Below are 300 nucleotides of genomic sequence, written 5' to 3'. Positions count from 1 at the left end.
CAGGTACGGACCACGATCCAGGTCGTTCACCCACAGGGTGCCGACCGCGTCAACGCCGGCCTTGCGGAAGGCCTGCAGCTGCTCGTCGGTGATCTCGTCGTTGGCCTGGGCCAGCAGTTCGCCGGTCGAGGCATCGACCACGTCGTGCGACAGGATGCGGCCGACGATGTAGTCGTCCGGCACGGCCAGGGCGGCGATGCCCGAGGCTTCCAGCTGCTTGATGTGGCGTGCGGTGATGCGCTTGCCGGCTTCCACGATGACCTTGTCGCCGTCTGCGAGGTCGAAGCCCAGGGTTTCGCC

The 300-nt window shown here is 67.3% G+C and carries 1 protein-coding gene; it reads right to left on the bottom strand.

The genetic code is table 11. The annotated features are described in order from the left end of the window. The coding region (locus EN804_RS36270; RefSeq protein ID WP_135922415.1) for a hypothetical protein at positions 1 to 300 on the bottom strand (300 nt) is incomplete at both ends.

This window comes from Mesorhizobium sp. M8A.F.Ca.ET.161.01.1.1, from assembly GCF_004792105.1.
Classification (GTDB): Bacteria; Pseudomonadota; Alphaproteobacteria; order Rhizobiales; family Rhizobiaceae; genus Mesorhizobium.
This window is presented reverse-complemented; position numbering and strand designations above follow the sequence as displayed.